At 62.1% G+C, this 18,721-nt stretch carries 17 protein-coding genes; 8 read left to right on the plus strand and 9 right to left on the minus strand.

Going from position 1 to position 18,721, the window contains the following annotated elements:
* Positions 1-2: 2 nt before the first annotated feature.
* The 8 genes from CFE47_RS05945 to urtA all read right to left on the minus strand — a co-directional run bounded on the left by CFE47_RS05945 (position 3) and on the right by urtA (position 7,771).
* The gene (locus tag CFE47_RS05945; protein ID WP_286835912.1) at positions 3-1,046 is read right to left on the minus strand and encodes an aliphatic amidase; all 1,044 of its coding nucleotides are present in this window, start codon (positions 1,044-1,046) and stop codon (positions 3-5) included.
* Positions 1,047-1,061: 15 nt separating this feature from the next.
* On the minus strand, positions 1,062-1,409 hold the full coding sequence (locus CFE47_RS05950) for an FmdB family zinc ribbon protein (RefSeq protein ID WP_185710285.1): 348 nt from the start codon (positions 1,407-1,409) through the stop codon (positions 1,062-1,064).
* 2 nt (positions 1,410-1,411) lie between these two features.
* On the minus strand, positions 1,412-2,641 hold the full coding sequence (gene fmdA / locus CFE47_RS05955) for a formamidase (protein WP_122673366.1): 1,230 nt from the start codon (positions 2,639-2,641) through the stop codon (positions 1,412-1,414).
* A gap of 219 nt (positions 2,642-2,860) precedes the next feature.
* Positions 2,861-3,550 (minus strand): urea ABC transporter ATP-binding subunit UrtE, encoded by a 690-nt coding sequence (gene urtE / locus CFE47_RS05960; protein ID WP_286835913.1) that lies wholly within the window; start codon positions 3,548-3,550, stop codon positions 2,861-2,863.
* A 10-nt stretch (positions 3,551-3,560) separates the two neighbouring features.
* Positions 3,561-4,319 carry an urea ABC transporter ATP-binding protein UrtD gene (gene urtD / locus CFE47_RS05965; protein WP_025855702.1) on the minus strand — a complete coding sequence of 253 codons (759 nt, stop codon included), beginning with the start codon at positions 4,317-4,319 and terminating at the stop codon, positions 3,561-3,563.
* Positions 4,316-5,473, minus strand: a complete 1,158-nt coding sequence (urtC, locus tag CFE47_RS05970) for an urea ABC transporter permease subunit UrtC (RefSeq protein ID WP_286835914.1) — start codon at positions 5,471-5,473, stop codon at positions 4,316-4,318. Before urtC ends, urtD begins: the two co-directional genes overlap by 4 nt.
* Positions 5,474-5,483: 10 nt before the next feature.
* Entirely contained in the window at positions 5,484-6,401 is a 918-nt protein-coding gene (urtB, locus tag CFE47_RS05975; RefSeq protein ID WP_176996539.1) for an urea ABC transporter permease subunit UrtB, read from the minus strand.
* A 161-nt stretch (positions 6,402-6,562) separates the two neighbouring features.
* Positions 6,563-7,771: an urea ABC transporter substrate-binding protein gene (gene urtA, locus CFE47_RS05980; RefSeq protein ID WP_286835915.1), complete on the minus strand. Its 1,209-nt coding sequence runs from the start codon at positions 7,769-7,771 to the stop codon at positions 6,563-6,565.
* A gap of 302 nt (positions 7,772-8,073) precedes the next feature.
* Between urtA and CFE47_RS05985 the strand changes: the two genes are divergently transcribed.
* Positions 8,074-11,457: an ATP-binding protein gene (locus tag CFE47_RS05985; protein WP_286835916.1), complete on the plus strand. Its 3,384-nt coding sequence runs from the start codon at positions 8,074-8,076 to the stop codon at positions 11,455-11,457.
* Positions 11,432-12,097 carry a response regulator gene (locus tag CFE47_RS05990; protein WP_286835917.1) on the plus strand — a complete coding sequence of 222 codons (666 nt, stop codon included), beginning with the start codon at positions 11,432-11,434 and terminating at the stop codon, positions 12,095-12,097. The genes CFE47_RS05985 and CFE47_RS05990 overlap by 26 nt, the downstream gene beginning before the upstream one ends.
* Before the next feature lie 151 nt (positions 12,098-12,248).
* On the opposite strand, the gene CFE47_RS05995 is transcribed toward CFE47_RS05990, so the two are convergent.
* Positions 12,249-13,079 (minus strand): IclR family transcriptional regulator, encoded by an 831-nt coding sequence (locus CFE47_RS05995; RefSeq protein ID WP_286835918.1) that lies wholly within the window; start codon positions 13,077-13,079, stop codon positions 12,249-12,251.
* Positions 13,080-13,321: 242 nt separating this feature from the next.
* Between CFE47_RS05995 and CFE47_RS06000 the strand changes: the two genes are divergently transcribed.
* Genes CFE47_RS06000 through CFE47_RS06025 form a run of 6 tightly spaced genes read left to right on the plus strand, consistent with a single transcriptional unit; the run spans position 13,322 to position 18,715 of the window.
* Positions 13,322-14,350, plus strand: coding sequence for an ABC transporter ATP-binding protein (locus CFE47_RS06000; protein WP_286835919.1), 1,029 nt, complete (start codon positions 13,322-13,324; stop codon positions 14,348-14,350).
* Positions 14,347-15,192, plus strand: coding sequence for an ABC transporter permease (locus tag CFE47_RS06005; protein WP_286835920.1), 846 nt, complete (start codon positions 14,347-14,349; stop codon positions 15,190-15,192). The genes CFE47_RS06000 and CFE47_RS06005 overlap by 4 nt, the downstream gene beginning before the upstream one ends.
* A 4-nt stretch (positions 15,193-15,196) precedes the next feature.
* Positions 15,197-15,991 (plus strand): ABC transporter permease, encoded by a 795-nt coding sequence (locus CFE47_RS06010; protein ID WP_185710275.1) that lies wholly within the window; start codon positions 15,197-15,199, stop codon positions 15,989-15,991.
* Positions 15,991-16,281, plus strand: coding sequence for a (2Fe-2S)-binding protein (locus tag CFE47_RS06015; RefSeq protein WP_185710274.1), 291 nt, complete (start codon positions 15,991-15,993; stop codon positions 16,279-16,281). Before CFE47_RS06010 ends, CFE47_RS06015 begins: the two co-directional genes overlap by 1 nt.
* Complete coding sequence (locus CFE47_RS06020) at positions 16,278-17,621, plus strand: FAD/NAD(P)-dependent oxidoreductase (RefSeq protein WP_286835921.1); 1,344 nt, start codon at positions 16,278-16,280, stop codon at positions 17,619-17,621. The genes CFE47_RS06015 and CFE47_RS06020 overlap by 4 nt, the downstream gene beginning before the upstream one ends.
* The gene (locus CFE47_RS06025; RefSeq protein ID WP_286835922.1) at positions 17,618-18,715 is read left to right on the plus strand and encodes an NAD(P)/FAD-dependent oxidoreductase; all 1,098 of its coding nucleotides are present in this window, start codon (positions 17,618-17,620) and stop codon (positions 18,713-18,715) included. Before CFE47_RS06020 ends, CFE47_RS06025 begins: the two co-directional genes overlap by 4 nt.
* Positions 18,716-18,721 lie beyond the last annotated feature (6 nt).

Below are 18,721 nucleotides of genomic sequence, written 5' to 3' on the forward strand. Positions count from 1 at the left end.
CCCTACCCCGCGGTCTTTTCTTTGCCGCCATGGGGCAACTGCCCCACCGGGCACTCGGCGACACCTACGGTACTGCGAGTGATTTTTTCCACATTCTCCCGGGCCTTTTGCGCATCCAGCACCCAGGTGCGGTAAAACTCGAAGGGGCAGTCCGCTACGCCCTTGTCGCCGTCGCCCGAGGCATGCATACCGGTGTAGCCACGGTGCAGCAGCTTGAACAGGTGGTTCTGTGACTGATCATTGGCCCGTGCGTCGCGGATCTGCGACACCGACAACTGCGCATACTGGATGCCCATTTCCTCCTCGCCGCACTCGCCCAAGGTGCGCCCATCAAAACCGATGATCGCCGAGTGTCCGAAATACGAATACACCCCGTCGAACCCCGCCGCGTTCGCCACGGCCACGTAGCAGTTGTTCGCCCAGGCCATGCTCTTGGACATCTGCACCTGCTGTTCCTTGGCCGGGTACATATAGCCCTGGCACCGCACGATCAGTTCGGCGCCTTTCATCGCACAGTCGCGCCAGATCTCCGGGTAGTTGCCGTCGTCGCAGATGATCAGGCTGATCTTCATGCCCTTGGGCCCCTCGCACACATAGGTGCGGTCACCCGGATACCAACCCTCGATGGGGCACCAGGGGATGCACTTGCGATACCGCTGGACGATCTCGCCGAGGTTATTGATCAGTACCAACGTGTTGTACGGCGCCTTGTGGGGATGTTCTTCGTGGCGCTCGCCCGTCAGGGAAAATACGCCCCAGGTATTCGCCTGGCGACAAGCTGCCGAGAAGATCGCGGTTTCTTCACCAGGAATGCTCGCGGCAGTCGCCATCATTTCATCGTGGTCATACATGATCCCCATGGTGCTGTACTCGGGGAACACCACCAGGTCCATGCCGGGCAAGCCCTGTTTCATGCCGATGATGATCTCGGCGATTTTCTTGGCGTTATCGATCACCTCGGCCTTGCTGTGCAGGCGCGGCATCTTGTAGTTCACCACCGCTACACCGACGGTGTCCGGGCTGCTGGAAATGTCGCCATGGCGCATTGCAACGCTCCTGTTCTAGTGACTGATCATCCACGGCCGCGGGCCGGTCTTGGTCTTGAGGCCCAAGGGGTTTGCCTTGCTCGGCACGACTTTCTTACTCGTACCGCAGCAACTGCAACCGGCCGGGTGTTTGCGACTCTCTTGGTATTCGCCAACCGTTTGCGGAGCATGGGCGCTGCGTTCATTGCCGGCGATGGCCTTGCGTTGGTTGGCCGACAAGGTCTGCAGCGCCGGGGCGGACACCAGCAGGTGCCCGCCCGGTCCTTCGCAGTACGGGCACTGGCTGGGTTCGTTGCGCTGGGCGATGGGCCGCAGCATGGTGAAGGTGCCGCACGCGGCGCACGCGTATTCGTAGGTCGGCATGGCTACAGGTCCGGTGCGATAGGCAGGTCGATGCTGCCGTCGAGAAACTTGGTCGGGCCGTTGGCATTCGGGTTGATGTCGAATTCGAAGATTTCCGTGGGCAACCACAAGGTCGCGCAAGCATTCGGAATATCCACCACGCCGCTGATATGCCCCTGCACCGGCGCCGAGCCGAGCAGTGCATACCCCTGGGCTGGCGAGTAGCCGAACTTGGTCAGGTAGTTGATCGCATTCAGGCACGCCTGGCGGTAGGCGACGTTGACGTCCAGGTAATGCTGCTGGCCCTGTTCGTCCACCGAGATGCCTTCGAAGATCAGGTAGTTCTTGTAGTTCGGTGTGATCGGGCTGGGCTTGAACACCGGGTTCTTGATCCCGTACTTGGCCATGCCGCCCTTGATCAACTCGACTTTCATGTGCACCCAGCCGGCCATTTCGATAGCGCCGCAAAAGGTAATTTCGCCGTCGCCCTGGCTAAAATGCAGATCGCCCACCGACAAACCGGCACCGTTGACGTAGACCGGGAAGAAGATCTTCGAGCCCCGGGACAAATCCTTGATGTCGCAGTTGCCGCCATGCTCACGTGGCGGCACAGTGCGCGCGCCCGTTGCAGCGGCATCGTCGCGGGCCTGGCCCTGCATCTTGCCCATGTGCGCCGTAGCAGCCAGCGGCGCGTTGGCCAACGGCGGAACGCGGGTCGGGTTGGTGTCGATCAGTTCCTGTTCGCGACGGTTCCAGTCGGCAAGCATCACCGGGTCAGGCAGGCAGCCGATCAGGCCGGGGTGGATCAGACCGGCGAAGTTCACGCCCGGAATGTGCCGGGAACTGGTGAACATGCCCTTGAAGTCCCAGATGGCTTTTTGTGCGCTGGGGAAGTGATCGGTCAGGAAGCCGCCGCCGTTCTGGCGTGAGAAGAAACCGTTGAAGCCCCATTGGGAATCGGCCTTGGCGCCGATGTCCAACAGGTCCACCACCAGCAAATCACCCGGCTCGGCGCCGTGCACACCGACTGGGCCCGAGAGGTAGTGCACGGTGGACAGGTCCACATCACGCACATCGCTGGCGTCGTCGTTGTTCTTGATCGCGCCGGCGGTCCAGTCGTAGGTCTCCAGGATGAAGTCATCGCCCGGCTTGACCCAGCACGCCATCGGGATATCCGGGTGCCAGCGGTTGTGGATTTGCTCGTTTTCGGTGACAGGTTGGTTGAGGTCGACTTTGATCAGCGTTTCGGTCATGGACTGGCTCCTGGACGGTTGGCTTGGTGCGTTGGAACCAGTCTCGTGGAGCGTGCAAAAACGGGAAATACGTTGGATGACGTATAAAAATCCGGTTGGAACGCGATAAAAAAGTGGGAGCGGGCTTGCTCGCGAAAGCGGCGTGTCAGTCGATGCATTCATCAATTGACAGACTGCATTCGCGAGCAAGCCCGCTCCCACATTGTTGGACGGCGCTGCTTAGACGGAGAGGTATCGGCTTATGGTCGCCTCATCCACCCGATCGCGGGTCTCTTCAATCACGAAGCGGCCCTTTTCGATCACCAGGAAGCGGTCGGCGATTTCCAGGGTGAAGGACAGCACCTGCTCCGACACCACGATGGTCAAGTCCCTCAAGTTGCGGATCTCTTTGAGCGTGCGGGCGATGTCCTTGATGATCGACGGCTGGATGCCTTCAGTGGGTTCATCCAGCAGCAGCACCTTGGGGTTGGTCGCCAATGCCCGGGCAATCGCCAGCTGCTGTTGCTGGCCGCCGGACAGGTTGCCGCCCTTGCGCGATCGCATGTCGTAGAGTACCGGGAACAACGCATACAAGTCTTCCGGCACCTTGCCGCGTGCCGAGGCCGGCAGGCCGGTCTGGATATTTTCCAGCACCGTCATGCTCGGGAATATCATGCGGCCCTGGGGCACATAGGCGATGCCACGCTCCACGCGCTCATGGGTTTCCAGTGCCGACACATCGTGGCCGTCCACACTGACGTGGCCTTTCCACTGCGGCAGGATGCCCATCAGGCTCTTGAACAAGGTGGTCTTGCCCATGCCATTGCGGCCCATCACCGCGACGATCTCACGCTTGGCCACGTTCAGGTCCAGGTCATGGAGGATCTGGCTCTGCCCGTAGCCGCAGGACAACTGGTCGATCTTGAACATGCCTGCTTCCTCAGTGGCCCAAATAAACTTCGATGACTTTAGGGTTGCTTTGCACCGACTCCATGCTGCCCTCGGCCAGCACCTTGCCCTGGTGCAGCACCGTGACTTTGTGGGCGATGCTTTTGACGAACTCCATGTCGTGCTCGATCACCAGCACCGAACGGCCCTGGCTGATGCGGTTGAGCAATTCGGCGGTTTGCGCACGCTCGTTGACGCTCATGCCCGCCACCGGTTCATCGAGCATCAATAACTCCGGGTCTTGCATCAGCAACATGCCGATTTCCAGCCACTGCTTTTGCCCGTGGGACAACAGGTCCGCCTGCTGTTGCAGCAGGTCGCCGAGGAAGATTTCCCGTGCAACCTCCTCCACCCGCGCAATCACTTGGGCGTTGCGCTTGAAGAACAGCGCGCCCCACACTTTGCGACCGGCGGGATAAGACATCTCAAGGTTTTCGAACACGGTGAGGTTTTCGTAGATCGATGGGTTCTGGAACTTGCGCCCCACGCCCGCGCGCACGATGTTGTACTCGCGCATCTTGGTCAGTTCCTGGCCGTCGAACTGGATACTGCCGCTGGTGGCGCGGGTCTTGCCGCAGATCAGGTCGAGTACGGTGGTCTTGCCGGCGCCGTTGGGGCCGATCACCACGCGCACTTCATTACGGTCGATATACAGGTTGAGGTTGTCGACCGCCTTGAAGCCGTCGAACGACACGGTGAGGCCTTCGATGGCCAGCACCGGTTTTTTCATTTCAAAGCCGACGGCGGTCATGGCTGGGTCTCCAGGATCTTGGTTTTGGCCTTGGCCTCGACTTTAACTGGGGCTTTCACCACCGGTTTGCGCCGTAACAGTTTTGCCAACGCCTGGCGCCCATGGCTCTCCCACAAACCGGCCAGGCCATTGGGGAAATACATCACCACCGCAATAAACAACCCGCCCATCAGGTACAGCCAGAGCTCGGGGAAGGACTCGGAAAAATAGGTCTTGCCGTAGTTCACTAGCAATGCGCCATACACCGCGCCGAGCAGCGACATGCGCCCGCCCACCGCAGCGAAGATCACCATTTCGATAGAGGGCACGATGCCGACGAACGAGGGCGACATAAAGCCCACCTGCAAGGCAAACATCGCCCCGCCAATCGCCGAGAATGCAGCAGCCACGCAAAACACGAAGATCTTGAAGCTGGCCACGTCATACCCGGAAAAACGCACGCGCTCTTCCTTGTCGCGCATCGCCATCAGCAGCCGACCCAGCTTGGACGCGAGAATAAAACGCCCGATGAAAATGCACCCAAACAGCAGGCCGGCGTTGATGAAGTACAGGATCATCTTCGCACTGTCGGTACGCAGGTCCCAGCCCAACAGGGTCTTGAGGTCGGTAATACCGTTGACGCCGCCAGTCAGGCCTTGCTGGCCGACGATCAGAACGGTGAGGATCAGTGCAATCGCCTGGGTGACGATGGAGAAATACACATCACCCACCCGCCGCTTGAACAACGCCATGCCGATGATGAACGCCAGCAGTACCGGCACCGCGATCACGGCGAAAACGGTAAAGCTGAAACTGTGAAACGGCTGCCACAACCACGGCAGTTCGGTGATCTGGTTCCAGTCCATGAAATCCGGAATGCCCGGTGTGGATTGGATCTTGGTGCTCTCCGGATCCGAGGCTTCGAGCTTGAGGAACATTGCCATGCAGTAGCCGCCGACACCAAAGAACACCCCCTGCCCCAGGCTGAGAATGCCCCCGTAACCCCAGCACAACACCAGGCCCACCGCGACGAACGCATAGGTCAGGTATTTGCCCACCATGTTCAGGCGGAACGCGTCCAGCGTGAGGGGGAATACCACCAGGATCAACAGCGCCAACAACACGATGCCGATCAGGTTTTGCTGGCCGCCCAGCAGCTTGTCTAAAGCCTTCATCCGGTCGCCTCTACTTGCGCACTTTGATGGAGAACAACCCTTGCGGGCGCAGCATCAGGATCAGAATCACCGAGGACAAGGTCAGCACCTTGGCCATCGAGCCACTGAGGAAAAACTCCGACAGCGATTGGGTCTGGGCAATCACGAACGCCGAGGCGATGGTGCCGAACAGGCTTTGCGCGCCGCCGAACACCACCACCAGAAACGTGTCGACGATGTACTGCGAACCCGCCGTCGGCCCGGTGGAGCCGATGGTGGTGAACGCAGCGCCCGCCACACCGGCCACGCCGCAACCGAGGGCGAAGGTCATGCGGTCGACCTTGCGCGTATTGATGCCCACGGCGCGGCTCATCAAGCGGTTCTGCACGGTGGCGCGCACCTGCAGGCCCCAGCGTGAGCGGTACAGCATGATAAAGATCGCACCGGTCAGCAGCAGGGTCAGCCCCATCATGAACAGGCCGTTGCGCGGGATTTCGATGGCGTCGGTGAAATTCACCGAACCCATCAGCCACGCCGGCGGTTCGGCGCTGACTTCGCGGGCGCCGAATACCGAGCGGAAGGTTTGCTGCATTACCAGGGACAAGCCCCAAGTGGCGAGCAAGGTGTCTAGCGGGCGCTTGTACAAGCGGCTGATCATCGCCCATTCCACCAGCCAGCCAATGGCACCGGCCACCAGGAATGACAGGGCGATGGCGAAGAAGAAGTAATAGGGTTGGAAGCTTGGCGCAAAGTGCGCGGTGAGGCTGGAACACACGTAGGTGGTGTAGGCGCCGATGGTCAGGAACTCGCCGTGGGCCATGTTGATCACGCCCATCTGGCCAAAGATGATCGCCAGCCCCAATGCCATCAGCAACAGCACGCAGAACACGGACAAACCGTTGAACCCCTGCATTGCCGCGATGGCTCCAAATTCCGATAGCCATTCCATGATGATGGTCTCCTGAGCGGGAGGTTGAAATGCAATCTGCTTGTGCTTTATGTGGGAGCTGGCTTGCCTGCGATGCAGACACCTCGGTCTTTCAGTGACACAGAGGTGATGCCATCGCAGGCAAGCCAGCTCCCACAGAAGCCCGGTTTACATACAAAGGGTTACTGGTAGCCTTTAGGAAACGGATTCGGCTCGATCAGATCCGACTCATAGATCACCTTGAACTGCCCGTTAGGCTGCACTTCACCAATGCGCGACTTGCTCCACAGGTGGTGGTTCTCGTGGATCTTCACGTAGCCTTCCGGCGCGGTTTTCAGCTCGATGCCTGGGGAGGCAGCCACCACTTTATCCACGTCGAAACTGCCCGCCTTCTCCACCGCCGCTTTCCACAACCATGGGCCGAGGTACGCCGCCTGGGTTACATCGCCGATCACCGCGTCTTTGCCGTATTTGGCCTTGAAGGCTTCGACGAAGGCTTTGTTGTTCGGGTTGTCCAGGCTCTGGAAGTACTTCATCGAGGCATAGAAGCCAGCCATGTTCTCGCCGCCGATGCCGAGCAGTTCGTCCTCGGTCACCGACAGGGTCAGCAGGGTCTGCTTGGACGAATTCACACCCGCCGCATTGAGCTGCTTGTAGAAGGCCACGTTGGAGCCGCCCACCACTGCTGCGAACACCACGTCAGGCTTTTTCAGCTTGACCTTGTTGATCAGCGAGCCGAACTGCGTGTTGCCCAGCGGGTAGTAGTCTTCACCGACGACGGTGCCGTGCAGCACGTTTTCAATGTGCTTGCGCGCGATCTTCATCGAGGTGCGCGGCCAGATGTAGTCCGAGCCCACCAGGTAGAAGGTCTTGGCGCCTTTGGTCTTGGCGATCCAATCGAGGCTGGCGAGGATCTGCTGGGTCGCCTCCTGACCGGTGTAGATGACGTTTTTCGACTGTTCCAGGCCTTCATAGAAGGTCGGGTAGTAGAGCAGGCCGTTCTCTTTTTCGAAGATCGGCAGCACGGCTTTGCGCGAAGCCGAGGTCCAGCAGCCGAACACGGCGGCGACCTTGTCGTTGACCAGCAGCTTCTTGGCTTTTTCGGCGAAGGTCGGCCAGTCGGAGGCGCCGTCTTCCTGGATCACCTTGATTTGCCGTCCCAGGATCCCGCCCGAGGCGTTGATCTGTTCGATGGCCAGGCGCTCGGCCTGGATCGAACCCGTCTCGGAAATCGCCATGGTGCCGGTGGCCGAGTGCAATTGGCCGACGGTGACTTCAGTGGGGGTCACGGCCAGGCCTTCGTTATCGGCCAGCACGCCCTGGCTGAACAGAGCGGCGGCCAGTAACGACAAGGCCAACAGCGGTTTGGAGCGGATCAATCTTTGTGCCATGGGGCGACTCCTCTGCAATGAGGGGTCCAGCATGGCGGCCTGGGGCCAGCGCGGGTATACGCAGCCTGACGTAACGGCATACGTCGTTTGACGTATGCCGCTGCGCACCATTTTCGAGCAAGATCGCGCCCGTCCAAACACCGCCGGTCAATGTGGGAGCTGGCTTGCCTGCGATAGCGGTGTGTCAGCAGACCTCTCCAGTGCCTGACCCACTGCTATCGCAGGCAAGCCAGCTCCCACATTTTGAATCGGGGCATGGAACTTGCTCACCCAACCTCGCCCACCTCCCGGAGCCTCCCACCGTGCACCCTCCTTCCGGCACCCAGCGCATCGTTAAGATCCGCCGCGACTACAACACCTGGGTCGCCGACGAGACCATGGAAGACTACGCCCTGCGCTACACCCCCAAGTCCTTTCGCAAATGGTCGGAGCTGCGCATTGCCAACACGGCGCTCGGCGCGGTGTCGTTCCTGGCGTTGGAGGCCATCGGCGGCGTATTGGCATTGAGCTACGGCTTCACCAACACCTTTTGGGCCATCCTTGCCATCAGCCTGGTGATCTTTCTCACCGGCCTGCCCATCAGCTATTACGCGGCGCGCTACGGCGTGGACATGGATTTGCTCACCCGGGGCGCCGGTTTCGGCTATATCGGTTCCACCATTACCTCGCTGATCTACGCCAGCTTCACGTTCCTGTTCTTTGCCCTGGAAGCGGCGATCATGGCCCTGGCCCTGGAGTTGTATTTCCATATCCCGCTGGCCTTCGCCTATGTGATCTGCTCGCTGCTGGTGATTCCGCTGGTGGCCTACGGCGTGACCCTGATCAGCCGCCTGCAACTGTGGACGCAACCCCTCTGGCTGCTGCTATTGGTGTTGCCCTACGGCTTTGTGTGGTGGAAAAACCCCGACGCGTTCAGCGACTGGACCAGCTTCGTCGGGCGCAGCGGCGATGGCGGCGGGTTCAACCTGCTGGCGTTCTGCGCCGCCTGCACCGTGGCGCTGTCGTTGGTGACGCAGATCGGCGAGCAGGTCGACTACCTGCGCTTCCTGCCGGAGAAAACCGCTGCCAACCGCAAACGCTGGTGGGCCGCCCTGCTCTGCGCCGGCCCCGGTTGGATCATCCCTGGCGCGTTGAAGATGTTCGCCGGTGCGTTCCTGGCATTTCTCGCCCTGCAACATGAAATCCCCATGGAGCGCGCCGCCGAGCCGACGCAGATGTACCTGGTAGCGTTCCGCTACGTGTTTAGCTCGCCGGAATGGGCCCTCGGCGCCATGGTGCTGTTCGTGTTCATCTCGCAAATGAAGATCAACCTGACCAACGCCTACGCCGGCTCCCTGGCTTGGTCGAACTTTTTTGCCCGCGTGACCCACAGCCACCCCGGCCGCGTGGTGTGGCTGGTGTTCAACGTGGCCATTGCGCTGATGCTGATGGAGCTGGGCGTGTTCGATGTGATCGACCAGGTGCTGGGCCTGTACGCCAATATCGCGATTGCCTGGATCGGCACGCTGGTCGCCGACTTGGTGATCAACAAGCCATTGGGCCTGTCGCCCAAGCACATCGAATTCAAACGCGCGCACCTCTACGACATCAACCCGGTGGGCGTCGGTTCGATGCTGATCGCCTCATTGCTGTCGATCCTCGCCCACTTCGGCCTGTTCGGCACGCTGGCCCAGGCGGCGCCGCCCTTTGTTGCGCTGGGGACGGCCCTGATCATGGCGCCGTTGCTGGCTTGGCTGACCAAGGGCAAGTACTACATCGCGCGCACCAGCGATGCGCAGTTGATTCACCCGGTGGCGCCCGCCACCCACGCAGTGTGCGGGCTGTGCAGCAACCCGTTTGAAACAGCGGACATGGCGTTCTGCCCGGCCTACAGCACGCCGATCTGCTCGTTGTGTTGCTCGCTGGATGCGCGCTGCGGTGACCGCTGCAAACCCCACGGACGGCTGGTCAGCCAGTTTGAGGGCGTCCTGCGCTGGTTGCTGCCCAATACGATGATGCCGCGCCTGCACACGCGGTTGGCGCACTACCTCGGGTTACTGCTGGCGCTGGTGCTGATGCTCGCCGGTGCCTTGGCGTTGATCTACGTGCAGGCGGCGCAGGGGTTACCCCACTCGGAGACCTTGTACCAGGCGTTCTTCAAGGCGTTCCTGACCTTGTCCGTGCTGGCCGCAGTGCTCGCCTGGTGGGTAGTGCTGACCCGCGAAAGCCGTGGTGTGGCCCAGGAAGAATCCGACCGCCAAACCCTGCTGTTGATGCAGGAGATCGACGCCCACAGCCTGACCGACCAGGCGCTGCAACAGGCCAAGGAAGCCTCCGAAGCCGCGAATGCCGCCAAAAGCCGCTACGTCACCGGGCTGTCCCACGAGCTGCGCACGCCGCTCAATAGCATCCTCGGGTTCACCCAGATTCTGCAGCGTGACAGCGCCATGCCAGAGCAGCATCAAGACGCCCTGGCGACGATATTGCGCAGCGGCTCGCACTTGGTGTCGCTGATCGATGGGCTGTTGGATGTGGCCAAGATCGAGGCCGGCAAGTTGCGCCTGGAACTCACCGAAATACCCTTCCCGGAACTGCTCCATGACCTGGAGCAGATGTTCACGCCCCAGGCCCAGGACAAGGGTTTGCGCTTTCGCCTGGACTGCGTGGGCAAGATCCCGGCGGTGGTGCGCGGCGATGAGAAGCGCGTGCGGCAGATCCTGATCAACCTGTTGGGCAACGCGGTGAACTTCACCGACAGCGGTGAGGTGCGCCTGCGGGTCAGCTACATGCGCGAGACCGCCAACTTTGAAATCATCGACACCGGCATTGGTATCGACCCAGGGCAACTGGAGCGGATTTTCCAGCCGTTCGAACGCGGCGACCTGATGCGCCAGGACAACGGCGTAGGCCTGGGCCTGACCATCACGCGCATGCTCACCGCCTTGATGGGCGGCGAGTTGCGGGTGACCAGCGAACTGGACAAGGGCACCTGCTTCCAGGTGCGGCTGTTCCTGTCGCAAGTACGCGCACCGCAAGCGGTGGTGCATGTGGAGCACGACATCATCGGCTACCAGGGCGAACGCCGGCGCATCCTGGTGGTGGATGACCACGTGGACCATCGCAAGGTACTCGCCGGCATGCTCACGCCCCTGGGTTTCGAGGTGATCCAGGCGAGCAATGGCCAGGATGCGATTCGCCAGGTGGCGCTGCTGGCACCGGACCTGATCCTGATGGACCTGTCGATGCCGACGCTGGACGGCTATGAAACCAGCCGTCTGATCCGCCGTAATGCGCTGTCCACCGCACCGATCATCGTGATCTCCGCCAACGCTTTTACCGACGACCGCGAGCGCAGCATTGCCGCCGCCTGCAACGACTACCTGGCCAAGCCGGTGCGCACCCCGGAACTGCTAGGGCGCGTACAGCAGCATCTGGGCTTGCAGTGGCTGCGGCGCACCCAAAGTCGCGTGCCCCCGCCACCGCCGAGCGTATTGCCCAGCCCCGAAGACCTGGCCGAACTCGCCGAACTCAGCGCCATCGGTTATGTGCGCGGCCTGCACGCCAAACTCGACAGCATCCTTGCGCAGCGCCCGGACACCGAACCGTTCATCAGCAAGGTGCGCGGGCTGCTCAAGGGCTTTCGCCTGGATGAACTCAACCGAACCCTCAAGGAGGCCGAACATGAATGCGCTCACCCCCAGCATTGAACCCGGCGTGGTGCTGATCGTCGACGACACGCCAGACAACCTGGCCATGCTCTCGGATGCCCTCGATGACGCCGGCTACATGGTGCTGGTTGCCCTCGACGGCCTCAGCGCGCTGAACCGCGTGCAACGCCGGCGCCCGGACCTGATTCTGCTGGACGCGATGATGCCCGGCCTGGACGGCTTCGAAACCTGCCGCCGGCTCAAGGCACAACCGGCCAGCGCGGATATTCCGGTGGTGTTCATGACCGGCCTGACGGACACCAAGCATGTGGTGCAAGGCTTCGAAGTGGGCGGCAGTGACTATGTGACCAAGCCGATCCAGACCGACGAAGTGCTGGCGCGGGTGGCGGCGCATTTGCGCACCTCGCGCATTTTGCTGTCGGCGCGGGAGGCCCGGCAGCCGAGTGTGTTGACGCTGGAGGATGAGCCGGCGCATCGGTTGTTGTCGGCGCGGTTTGCGCTGACGGAGCGCGAGGTCGAGGTGCTGCGGTGGGTGGCGTGCGGTAAGACCAATCGGGATATTGGCGATATTTTGGGGTTGAGTCCGCGGACCGTGAACAAACACCTTGAACATGTGTATGTGAAGCTCGGCGTGGAAACACGCACGGCGGCAACATCAGTTGCGTTAGCCGCACTCTGAATGTGGGTGAGGTTCTTTTTGTGGGAGCGGGCTTGTGTGGGAGCGGGCTTGCTCGCGAAGGCGGTGGTTCAGTTAGAAGGTCTTTGACTGACACTCCGCCTTCGCGAGCAAGCCCGCTCCCACATTTGATCTTCAGTGTTATCTAAATCGGTTATCCGCCGAAAATTTGGGAGGGCCTGCGCAACGTCGGATCAAACGGATTGATCCTCGGCCCGATCGCCGCCGCCTCGCGCTTCAACAACTCCACCACCATCGGCAACCGGCTCGGCCCCAGCCGATCACTGATGGTCGCCACACTCAGCGCCGCCACCGCGTGCCCATCGCGATTGAGGATCGGCACCGCCAACCCGGCCATGCCTTCCAGCACTCCAGTATTGCGCGCGGCGTAACCCAGGTTGCGCACGTTCTCCACCTCCGAGCGCAACAGCACCTCGTCATACAGGTGAAAGTCCTTGAGCCGTGGCAGGTTGTAGCGGATCACCGTTTCGCGCTCTTCCTCCGGCAGGAACGCCAGGATCGCCAAGCTGCCCTGCCCCACGCCCAATGCTACGCGCCCACCGATATCGCCGGTGAAGGTGCGGATCGGGTACGGGCCTTCGCTGCGGTCCAGGCAGATCGCGTCAAAGCCGGAGCGCGCCAGCAGGAACAACGAATCGCCCAACGAAGCACTCAGGCGCAACATGCTCGGCCGAACCAGGTCGCGCAGGTTGCCGGTCTTGCCTGCGTTCGCCGCCAGCGCGAAGAACTCGAGGCTCAGGCGATAGCGTTTGCTGCGCGCGTCCTGTTCCACCATGCCTTCGTCCATCAGGCTGCGCAGCAGGCGGTGGGTGGTCGGCTGGGACAGGCCCACCTGTTGCGCCAACTGAGTCACGCGTTCGCCGCCTTCGGGCACCTCGCCCAAGGTGCGCAAGAGCGCAAACAAACGTGACACCCCGCCAGCACCGACTTCTTTGCCGCCGTCATTTCGATCAGTGGAATCCATAGCACTCGTTACCTTGGTAAATTCCGGTGAGTGAATAAAAATGAAAATAATAGTCCGATCAGTGAAATTCCATCTTCCGCCCATCCTAGTCTTCGTCCTAATCTGCGTCCACAGGGGCGAAATGAACAACAACGGCAGCCGACTTCGAGATCGAGCGCCAACGCACCCGCAACACCCTTTTCGCATCTGCCCAAAACAACAAAGCGCGTTTCGACGCGACTTAAAAAAGGTGGAACGCACCCATGGCATTTCTCCAACTCAACGCCTTGAGCAAACGCTACGGCGCCGTCGACGCGGTGGTTGCCACCGACCTTGCGGTGGAAAAAGGCGAGTTCGTGTCCCTGCTCGGCCCCTCGGGCTGCGGCAAAACCACCACCCTGCAAATGATCGCCGGCTTCGTTGATGTCAGCGGCGGCCAGATCCTGCTGGACGGACGCGACATCACCCACGCCAAGCCCGCCAGCCGTGGCCTGGGCGTGGTGTTCCAGAGCTACGCGCTGTTCCCCCACATGACCGTGCGCGACAACGTTGCCTTCGGCTTGAAGATGCGCAAGGTGCCGGCCACCGAGATCGCCAGCAAGGTCAAGACCGTGCTGGAGCTGGTGCGCCTGGCCCAACACGCCGACCGCTACCCACGCGAACTCTCTGGCGGCCAACGCCAACGCGTCGCACTGGCCCGCGCCTTGGTGATCGAGCCGCCGGTGTTGCTGCTGGATGAACCGCTGTCCAACCTAGACGCCAACCTGCGCGAAGAGATGCAATTCGAAATCCGCCGCATCCAGTGCGCCGTCGGCATCACCACCTTGATGGTCACCCACGACCAGGCCGAGGCGCTGTCCATCAGCGACCGCGTAGTGGTGATGCAAGCCGGGCGTGTCACCCAGATCGACGCGCCGTACAAGCTGTACGAACACCCGCGCACTCGTTTTATCTCGGACTTCGTCGGCAAGGCCAACCTGCTGCCCGGGGACTACGACGAGCTGCGCATCCCGCAAGTGCGCCACGCAGGTGGCGACGGCGAACTGACCCTGAGCCTGCGCCCGGAAAAAATCCAGCTGGTGGACGCAGGTACAGGCCTCCTGCAAGGCCAGGTGATCAACCGCTATTTCTTCGGCAGCCAATGGCTGTACCACGTCGACACCGCCTTGGGCGAAGTCACCGTGGTGCGCAGCAACGACGGCAATGCACCGCTGCGTTGCGGCACAGCAGTGGGGCTGGATTGGCACGCGAGCCTGCTGCGGGTATTGGCAGCGGATGAGGTGCACCCATGAGTCGAGGGTATTTGCTGTCGCTGCCGGCCCTGGTGCTGTTTATCGGGCTGCTGATTGTGCCGCTGGGGCTGACATTGGTGCTGTCGTTCAACGTGTTCGACTACCAGGTAGGGGTGAAGGCCGATGAGTGGACCTTTGCTCACTATTGGTCGCTGCTGAGCGATTCGTACTTCTACGGAATTTTCTGGCGCACCTTCTGGATCAGCGCCCTGGTCACCCTGCTGTGCGTGGTGATCGGGGTGCCCGAGGCGTACATCCTCAGCCGCATGGGCACGCCGTGGCGCTCGATTTTCCTGATCCTGATCCTCACGCCACTGCTGATCTCGGTGGTGGTGCGTGCCTTCGGCTGGAGCCTGCTGTTGGGGGCCGATGGGCTGGTGAACCAAACCATCCAGTTCCTCGGCGGGCGCCCGGTGAAACTGCTGTATACGCCGTTCGCGGTGATCATCGCGCTGGTGCACGTGATGCTGCCGTTCATGATCATTCCGGTATGGACTTCCCTGCAAAAGCTCGACCCTTCGGCTGAGCAGGCGGCGTTGTCACTCGGTGCGAGCCAGGCCACGGTGATGCGCAAAATCGTCTTGCCGCAAGTCATGCCCGGCGTGCTGTCCGGCACCTTGATCGTGTTCGGCCTGGCGGCCAGCTCTTTCGCCATCCCCGGCTTGCTGGGCGGACGGCGCCTGAAAATGGTCGCCACCGTGGTGTACGACCAGTACTTGTCGGAACTCAACTGGCCCATGGGCGCGACCATCGCGGTGGTGCTGCTGTTGGTCAACCTGCTGATCATGCTGAGCTGGAACCGCATGGTCGAAGGCCGCTACAAAAAGTCCCTGGGGGTTTAAGCGCATGTCCAGAAACGGTCCTTTGGCCCTCGGTTTCCACGGTTTGGTGGTGCTGTTCATGATGGCGCCGCTGGTGGTGGTGTGCCTGGTGGCCTTCACCCCGGAAAACACCCTGAGCCTGCCCACGTCGGGCTTCTCGCTGCGTTGGTTTCGCGCGGTGTTCGAGCGCGCTGACTTTATCCAGGCGTTCTATAACAGTGTGATCCTGGCGTTCACCGCCGCGAGCCTGGCGACGTTGATCGCGGTGCCGGCGGCATTGGCGATCAGTCGCTATCAGTTTCCGGGGCGCAACTTCTTCAGTGCGTTGTTCCTGTCACCGATCATCATCCCGCACCTGGTGCTGGGGGTGGCGATGCTGCGCTTGTTCGCGCTGATGGGCGTCAACGGCAGCTTTACCTGGTTGATGCTGGCGCACGTGGTGATCATTACCCCGTACGTGCTGCGCCTGGTGTTGGCCGCCGCCATCGGTATTGACCGCAGTGCCGAACAGGCCGCGGAATCACTGGGTGCCAGCCGCTTTACGCTGTTTCGCCAGATCACCTTGCCGATGATCCTGCCCGGCGTGGCTGGCGGTTGGTTGCTGGCGTTCATCAACAGTTTCGACGAGGTGACGCTGTCGATTTTCGTCAGCTCGCCCGCCACGCAAACCCTGCCGGTGCGCATGTACGTGTACGCCACCGAATCCATCGACCCGATGATGGCGGCCGTTTCTGCGTTGGTGATCGCGCTGACCGCCGCCACCATGATTCTGCTGGACCGGGTCTACGGCCTGGACCGCGTTTTGGTGGGGAAACATTGATGGCCTTGTTCAAACGCCTGGCCGAGACCCAGCGCCCTGCCGTGGCCTTCACCCTCGACGGCCAACCGGCCAGCGGCCTGCTCGGCGATACCTTGCTGACCGCCGTGCTGACCTGCGCCGAGCACCTGCGTGGCAGTGACTTCAGCGCCGAACGGCGTGCCGGGTTCTGCCTGATGGGCGCGTGCCAGGATTGCTGGGTGCGGCTTGAAGATGGGCGGCGCGTGCGCGCGTGCTCGACGCTGCTGGAAGAAGGCCAGGCGATCAGCCGCGACCTGGGGCGTCAGCCATGAAGCCGGTGGTGATTGTAGGCGCAGGCCCAGCGGGGATCAGCGCGGCGCGCACCCTGCTCGACCACGGCATCAAACCTTGCCTGGTGGATGAGAGCCTGCGCGGCGGCGGGCAGATCTATCGCCGCCAACCGGCAAATTTCCAGCGCTCGGCAAGGCAACTCTATGGCTTTGAGGCGAGCAAGGCCGAGGCCGTCCACCGCACCGTGGATGAGCTGGCACCGTTGATCGACTACCGCCCGGAAACCTTGGTGTGGAACGCCGAAGAGGGTCGCCTGGATATGCTCAACAACAGCCACGCCACGAGCATCGAATACGCACAGATCATTGTTGCCACAGGCGCCACCGACCGCATCCTGCCGGTGCCGGGCTGGACCTTGCCCGGCGTGTACAGCCTGGGCGCTGCGCAGATCGCCTTGAAATACCAGGGCTGTGCCATTGGCGAGCGCGTTGTGTTTTGTGGCAGCGGGCCGTTGCTTTACCTGGTCGCGTATCAATATGCCAGGGCCGGTGCCAAGGTCGTCGCAGTCCTCGACAGCGCGCCGCTCAGCGCCCAGTGCCGCGCGTTACCGGCGCTGCTCGGGCAACCGGCGACCTTGGCCAAGGGCGTGTATTACCGCGCCTGGTTGACCGCCCATGGTATTCCTGTGCATCAGGGCGCGACGCTCACGCACATCGACGGTGAGCAGCGGGTCAGCGGCATTCGTTGGGGCGATCACACCCTTGAATGTGACGCCGTGGCCTTCGCCCACGCCCTGCGCAGCGAGACCCAACTGGCTGACTTGCTCGGCTGTCAATTCACCTGGAACGCACTGAATCGCGCCTGGTTGCCACAGCGGGACAACGCCGGACGCAGCAGCGTCGAAGGTGTGTACCTGGCCGGCGACGGCGCGGGGATCATGGGCGCCGACGCCGCACAGATGGCCGGTGAACGTGCAGCGTTGGCGGTGTTGGAGGACTGCGGTATCGCGATAGATCATCGCCGCCCCGCTGTGCTGGAACAGCAATTGGCGGGCATCCACCGTTTTCGCCAGGGCCTGGAAACCGCGTTCCCCTTCCCCGAACAATGGGCGGCGCAAGCGCCAGATGAGTTGATTCTGTGCCGTTGCGAAGAAGTCAGCGTCGGCGATGTGCGTGCGGTGGTGGATGAAGGCCATTGGGAGATCAATCGGGTCAAGGCTCATTGCCGTGTCGGCATGGGCCGCTGCCAAGGGCGCATGTGCGGGCTGGCGGCAGCGGAAATCGTGGCTGAACGCAGTGGTCGAGCGATTGAACAAGTGGGTCGTTTGCGCGGCCAGGCACCGATCAAGCCACTGCCGTTTGGCGTGGAGGTGCAGCCATGATCGACGTGATCGTACTCGGCGGCGGCATTGTTGGCGCGTCGGCGGCGTTGATGCTCGCGCAAAAAGGCCAACGCGTGGCGCTGGTGGAGCGCGACTTCTGCGGCGCCCATTCCAGCGGCGTGAATTATGGCGGTGTACGGCGCCAAGGGCGACCCCTGCACCAGTTGCCGCTGTCGCAGCGTGCGCATGAACTGTGGGCCGACTTGCCGGGGTTGATCGGCATCGATGGCGAATACGTGCGTTCAGGCCATTTGAAGTTGGCGCGCAGCCACGCCGATTTTGCCGCGTTGCAGGCCTATGCCGAACAGACTCGGGGGTTTGGCCTGGGTTTGCAGTTGCTGGACTACGCCGAGTTACGCGCGCGTTTCCCCTGGGTCGGTGATATCGCCGTGGGCGCCTCGTTGTGCCCGGAGGACGGCCATGCCAACCCACGCCTGGTCTCGCCCGCCTTCGCCCGGGCCGCGCAGCGCTGCGGTGCCGACGTGTACGAACAAGCCGAAGTGACTCGCATCGAACATGACAGCCGCCAGTTTCAGGTGCACTGCGCCAATGGCCTGCACCTGCAAGCGCCGTGGTTGCTGAACTGCGCCGGGGCCTGGGCCGGCACCGTCGCCGCGCAGTTTGGCGAAGCGGTGCCGATGACCTCGGCGCACCCGGCAATGCTGGTGACCGAGCCGCTGCCGGTGGTGATGAACGTGAGCACCGGCGTCGAAGGCGGCGGCATTTATGCGCGCCAGGTTTCCCGGGGCAATTGCATTCTGGGCGGCGGTCGCGGTTTTGCCTTGGGCCCTGCGCAAGCGCGACCGGGACAGGCCGCCGTCCTGGAGATCCTGCGTAATGCCGGCGAACTGTACCCGTTCCTCAAAGGTGCCCAGGCCATCCGTACCTGGAGCGGCACCGAAGGTTACCTGCCCGATCATGAACCGGTGATCGGGCCCAGTAGCACCCAACCTGGCCTGCTCCACGGTTTCGGCTTTGCCGGCGCCGGGTTCCAGCTTGGTCCCGCCGTCGGTGAAGCCCTGGCAGAGATCGTCTGCACCGGAGCCAGCCGTCACCCCATCGAAGCGTTTTCCATCCGTCGTTTCCAAGCCTGAGAGGAA

Origin of the sequence: Pseudomonas sp. PGPPP1 (assembly GCF_002255865.1) — a bacterium.
Classification (GTDB): Bacteria; Pseudomonadota; Gammaproteobacteria; order Pseudomonadales; family Pseudomonadaceae; genus Aquipseudomonas; species Aquipseudomonas cremoris.

Bases quoted from the DNA above. Each gene is read 5' to 3' on its own strand.
- CFE47_RS06010 (WP_185710275.1), top strand. From the start codon at position 15,197: ATGTCCAGAAACGGTCCTTTGGCCCTCGGTTTCCACGGTTTGGTGGTG.
- CFE47_RS05950 (WP_185710285.1), bottom strand. From the start codon at position 1,409: ATGCCGACCTACGAATACGCGTGCGCCGCGTGCGGCACCTTCACCATG.
- CFE47_RS05945 (WP_286835912.1), bottom strand. From the start codon at position 1,046: ATGCGCCATGGCGACATTTCCAGCAGCCCGGACACCGTCGGTGTAGCG.
- CFE47_RS05995 (WP_286835918.1), bottom strand. From the start codon at position 13,079: ATGGATTCCACTGATCGAAATGACGGCGGCAAAGAAGTCGGTGCTGGC.
- CFE47_RS06015 (WP_185710274.1), top strand. From the start codon at position 15,991: ATGGCCTTGTTCAAACGCCTGGCCGAGACCCAGCGCCCTGCCGTGGCC.
- CFE47_RS05990 (WP_286835917.1), top strand. From the start codon at position 11,432: ATGAATGCGCTCACCCCCAGCATTGAACCCGGCGTGGTGCTGATCGTC.
- CFE47_RS06005 (WP_286835920.1), top strand. From the start codon at position 14,347: ATGAGTCGAGGGTATTTGCTGTCGCTGCCGGCCCTGGTGCTGTTTATC.
- fmdA (WP_122673366.1), bottom strand. From the start codon at position 2,641: ATGACCGAAACGCTGATCAAAGTCGACCTCAACCAACCTGTCACCGAA.
- CFE47_RS06025 (WP_286835922.1), top strand. From the start codon at position 17,618: ATGATCGACGTGATCGTACTCGGCGGCGGCATTGTTGGCGCGTCGGCG.
- urtC (WP_286835914.1), bottom strand. From the start codon at position 5,473: ATGAAGGCTTTAGACAAGCTGCTGGGCGGCCAGCAAAACCTGATCGGC.
- urtE (WP_286835913.1), bottom strand. From the start codon at position 3,550: ATGTTCAAGATCGACCAGTTGTCCTGCGGCTACGGGCAGAGCCAGATC.
- CFE47_RS06020 (WP_286835921.1), top strand. From the start codon at position 16,278: ATGAAGCCGGTGGTGATTGTAGGCGCAGGCCCAGCGGGGATCAGCGCG.
- urtA (WP_286835915.1), bottom strand. From the start codon at position 7,771: ATGGCACAAAGATTGATCCGCTCCAAACCGCTGTTGGCCTTGTCGTTA.
- urtD (WP_025855702.1), bottom strand. From the start codon at position 4,319: ATGACCGCCGTCGGCTTTGAAATGAAAAAACCGGTGCTGGCCATCGAA.
- urtB (WP_176996539.1), bottom strand. From the start codon at position 6,401: ATGGAATGGCTATCGGAATTTGGAGCCATCGCGGCAATGCAGGGGTTC.
- CFE47_RS06000 (WP_286835919.1), top strand. From the start codon at position 13,322: ATGGCATTTCTCCAACTCAACGCCTTGAGCAAACGCTACGGCGCCGTC.